The organism is Hymenobacter sp. IS2118 (genome assembly GCF_000715495.1).
Lineage (GTDB): Bacteria > Bacteroidota > Bacteroidia > Cytophagales > Hymenobacteraceae > Hymenobacter.
In genome coordinates this window covers 1-3,591 of the sequence record NZ_JNLX01000155.1, presented here as the reverse complement: position 1 = coordinate 3,591, position 3,591 = coordinate 1, and the positions used below count along the sequence as shown (strand labels likewise).

General features: G+C 56.7%; 3 protein-coding genes and 1 pseudogene. 1 reads left to right on the top strand and 3 read right to left on the bottom strand.

Annotation, left to right across the window (positions count from 1 at the left end; genetic code table 11):
• Positions 1-108: 108 nt before the first annotated feature.
• The gene (locus GM79_RS15955; RefSeq protein ID WP_081867813.1) at positions 109-939 is read left to right on the top strand and encodes a M28 family peptidase; all 831 of its coding nucleotides are present in this window, start codon (positions 109-111) and stop codon (positions 937-939) included.
• A 332-nt stretch (positions 940-1,271) separates the two neighbouring features.
• Here the strand turns inward: GM79_RS15955 and GM79_RS15950 are convergent, their stop codons facing one another.
• The 3 genes and pseudogenes from GM79_RS15950 to GM79_RS24990 form a co-directional block, all read right to left on the bottom strand.
• Positions 1,272-1,940 (bottom strand): hypothetical protein, encoded by a 669-nt coding sequence (locus GM79_RS15950; protein WP_035565800.1) that lies wholly within the window; start codon positions 1,938-1,940, stop codon positions 1,272-1,274.
• A 292-nt stretch (positions 1,941-2,232) separates the two neighbouring features.
• Positions 2,233-2,697, bottom strand: coding sequence for a c-type cytochrome (locus GM79_RS15945; RefSeq protein WP_235184087.1), 465 nt, complete (start codon positions 2,695-2,697; stop codon positions 2,233-2,235).
• A gap of 117 nt (positions 2,698-2,814) precedes the next feature.
• Positions 2,815-3,591, bottom strand: a pseudogene (locus GM79_RS24990) (IS5 family transposase); the annotation flags it as partial.

The following is a 3,591-nucleotide window of genomic DNA, read 5'->3' as shown; positions in this document are numbered from 1 at the left end:
TAATCGTAGAAAGTCGGCGCGGTCCCGAGGGCCTGCAAATCGTTGTATTTTTGCTCGGCCAAGGCGAGATATTCGGCTTTGCTCATGGCGGTGGTGGGGGAGGTAGGCATGACACAAGTTACCAATACGCCGCGACAATTTGAATTGCACCCCTACAAGAATATTGAGCAGCTCAATAAAACGGCCGACTACATAACTACTGTTTTTCGGCAGTATTCTGACAGCACCCGCACGCAGGATTATGTTGTGAATGGGCAGATTTACAAGAATATCATTTGCTCTTTCGGCACGGAAAATAAAAATCGGATAATTATTGGCGCGCATTACGACGTTTGCGGCGACCAGGAAGGCGCTGATGATAACGCGAGCGGAATTACCGGGCTTTTGGAGCTGTGCCGGCTTTTGCAGGGGCAGAAACTAAAGCAGCGCGTGGACCTGGTGGCTTATACCCTGGAAGAGCCACCTTATTTTCGGACCGAATACATGGGCAGCTACATCCACGCGAAATCGCTGGCCGATAATAAGACGGAAGTTTACGGGATGATTTCGCTTGAAATGATTGGCTATTTCAAGGACGAGAAAAAGTCGCAATCTTACCCAGTCGGCCTACTTTCGCTTTTTTACGGAAATAAGGGCAACTATATAACCCTTGTTAAAAAATTTGGCGCGGGTCAATTTTCACGTAGTTTTTGCAGGAAATACAAATCCGTAAAATCAGTAAGAACAAAGACGTTTACCGCTCCTCCCTATTTGCCAGGCATCGACTTCTCCGACCATTTGAATTACTGGAAATTCGGTTTCAGCGCCCTAATGATTACCGACACGTCCTTTTTCAGAAATAAAAACTACCACGAGCCAACCGACACCATGAAAACACTCGATATTGAAAGAATGGCTCAGGTACTTGATGGCGTTTTTAACACCATTATGACGCTGTAACAACCAAAATTTGATGGTCTAGAACGAGTTGGTGCGACGACTTCTGGGCCGCCGTACCACTAATCTGAGCGGTTGCTCCCGTAGCATACGCCTCGTTAGTGGTACAACGAAGCCCTGCGGGCAATTCGTAGCACCACCGCACTGTAGACCGCCGCCAATCATTGAAGCCAGAAATTCGTCGCCGGAGCCTACCATCGCAACCTCCTGCGGCGCGCGCAACACGCGTTTTTTCAGGGCCACCAGTAAATCGAGGACGTTGGGGTAGTTGATACCAAAAATTGGTTCGACCATTTCGGATATCGTGTACCGTAATCCCGAAATCGCTCTCACGGTTATTTTTGAAGGCTTGCCAGGTACTGATTGTACTGCTCCACCAGGGCGGGCAACTCCTGAAAGCGGTGGTGCTCGTTTCCACGGGCCACGGCTTGGGACAGGGCGGGGCAATCGGCGAAGTAGGCACTCAGCTGCTCGGCGAACTGGCCGCGCCGCACTTTTATTACCTGGCCCTTGCGCCGCAGGTACCAGTGGGTGTTGGTGTAGGCCACCCCAGCCACCAATACCCCCGCGCCGGGCAAGGGCAGAGGAATCGGCACGGCCTGGGGTTCGGCGTAGGTAAAGAGCTCCACCGGGCCGCCCAGCAGGCGCAAAGCCAGCACATCAATGCTTTCCTCTTCGACAAACAGGTTCTCGTAGTAGCGGCCGTGCACGCGCATGGTGTGCACCTGAATGATGTTCAGGGTGTAGCGCTTGGGGTGAGGGACGAGTCCGGGCGGGGTTTCGAAGTAGTCGATGGCGCGTTCGTAGCCCAGGCGTGTGGCGGGCAAGTAGGCCCGGACCGTGGTGCTGTCGGTCGTGGTGAAGGTTCCCAGGTAGAACGTGTCGGTGAACTTATGGTAGCCGCCTTTCACGTAGCCAGCCGTATCGGCAGCGGGCGGCAGGTGCTGGCCCAGAGCCGGGAAACTAAAGCAGAGCAACCAAGCCGTGCAGCGGGCCAACAGCATCGCGGAGAAAGAAGGAGAGTAAGCGTTAAAGGTAGACCGAGTGGCGCAGACAGTCGCCAGCCCGAACCAGGGAGCCGCAAAATGGGCCAACTCCCGCCCATCGGGGTCGGTCATTCGATTGAGATAGACGAGCACATTCCCCGTGGCAATGAGGCGTTGGGGGTACGCAAAGAAGCCATCTGGTCAAACTCAGCGCCGAAAAATCCTTGGGCCATATCCTGCACTTGCTCCCGCTGCTCGTGTACGGCCTGATTTATAGACTCAGCGCCCAAACGGCACAGTATCGGCCGGGCTACCTTGCTGCTGCCATTTCCTCGCGGGCGGCGTACGCCAAGATGGAATCAACCTCCTTATCCGAAAGGTCGAAGGAAGGCATTTGCTGCTTGTTGTATTTCTCGTACAGCGCCACGGCATAGGCATCGCCACTCGCTACCACCTTGCCCGAATTCTTAATCCAGAGCCGCAGCCAGGACACGGAACGACGCTTGGCAATACCGGCCAATGCCGGGCCCACCACCACCTCGTTCACAGCGTGGCACTGCGCACAGTTGTTTTTAAACAAGGCGTCGCCCGCCGCGAGCTGAGCCGCTTCTTCGGCCGATACGGGCGGCAAGGCAATTGCCGTGGTCGCGACAGCCAACGTGTCCGACATGGTCGTCGGCGCTTCATTCCCCGCTGCAAATTCCTGCGCCGAGAAACCAACCAGCCCCGCCGCGCTCAGCAGCGTGAAGGCAAACAGGACGACTATTAAAGCCATGCCGACTGAAAGGGCGAAACCAACCGAATTGAAGCGCATAACACGTTGGGCTTAGGTGGAATATATATGCGGCAAATTTACCATCCTAGGGCGTGAGGACATTAAGAAATGAGTTATTCATCTAAGCCAATCAAGTGCTGCTCCGATATGCCAGAACGCGAGGAAGGAAACGATGGTCTTCTCGTAGCGGGTGGCCAAGCGGCGATACTGCTTCATGCGTCCGAAAAAGCGTTCGATTTTGTTGCGGTCGCGGTAGGCATTCTCGTCCAGGGGCAGCGGTTGGGTGCGGTTGGGGTGGCTGGGGATGACGGCTTGAATACCGCGTTGAGCGCAATAGGCGCGGGTTTGGTCGCTGTCGTAGGCCGTGTCGGCCACTACCTGGCCCACGTCGAGGCCGTCGAGCAGGGGCAGCGCCTGCGGGCTGTCGCCGGCCTGGCCGGGGGTGGCGAGCAGGCGCACCGCGTTGCCCAGCGACTCGACGCAGGCGTGAATTTTGGTGCTCATCCCGCCCCGGCTGCGGCCGAGGCACTCGGTCTGAGCGTCGCTTTTTTTTGGCCCGCCGCGTGCTGGTGCGCCCGCACGATGGTCGAGTCGAGCAGCACCCAGTCCAGCTCCGGCGCTTGGACGACCTGGAAAAGGCGGCGCCAGACGCCTTTTTCGGCCAGCCGGCGGAAGCGTTTGCGGGCCGTGTCGGACTTGCCGAAGCGTTCGGGCAGGTCGGCCCACGGGCAGCCGGTGCGCATTATCCACACCACAGCGTTGAAAAACAGCCGGTTATCGACGGCCGTCGCCCCGCCATCGGCGGCCTTGCCGGAGAGGTGCGGGGCAACCAGGGCCCAGGTAGCATCAGAAATTTCGTGACGGCGCATGCTGAAAAGTAAATAAGCAGTAAAC

What these genes read in the sequence shown, in the direction of transcription:
- GM79_RS15955 (WP_081867813.1), top strand. Translation starts at nt 109, where the DNA reads ATGACACAAGTTACCAATACGCCGCGACAATTTGAATTGCACCCCTAC.
- GM79_RS15950 (WP_035565800.1), bottom strand. Translation starts at nt 1,940, where the DNA reads ATGCTGTTGGCCCGCTGCACGGCTTGGTTGCTCTGCTTTAGTTTCCCG.
- GM79_RS15945 (WP_235184087.1), bottom strand. Translation starts at nt 2,697, where the DNA reads ATGGCTTTAATAGTCGTCCTGTTTGCCTTCACGCTGCTGAGCGCGGCG.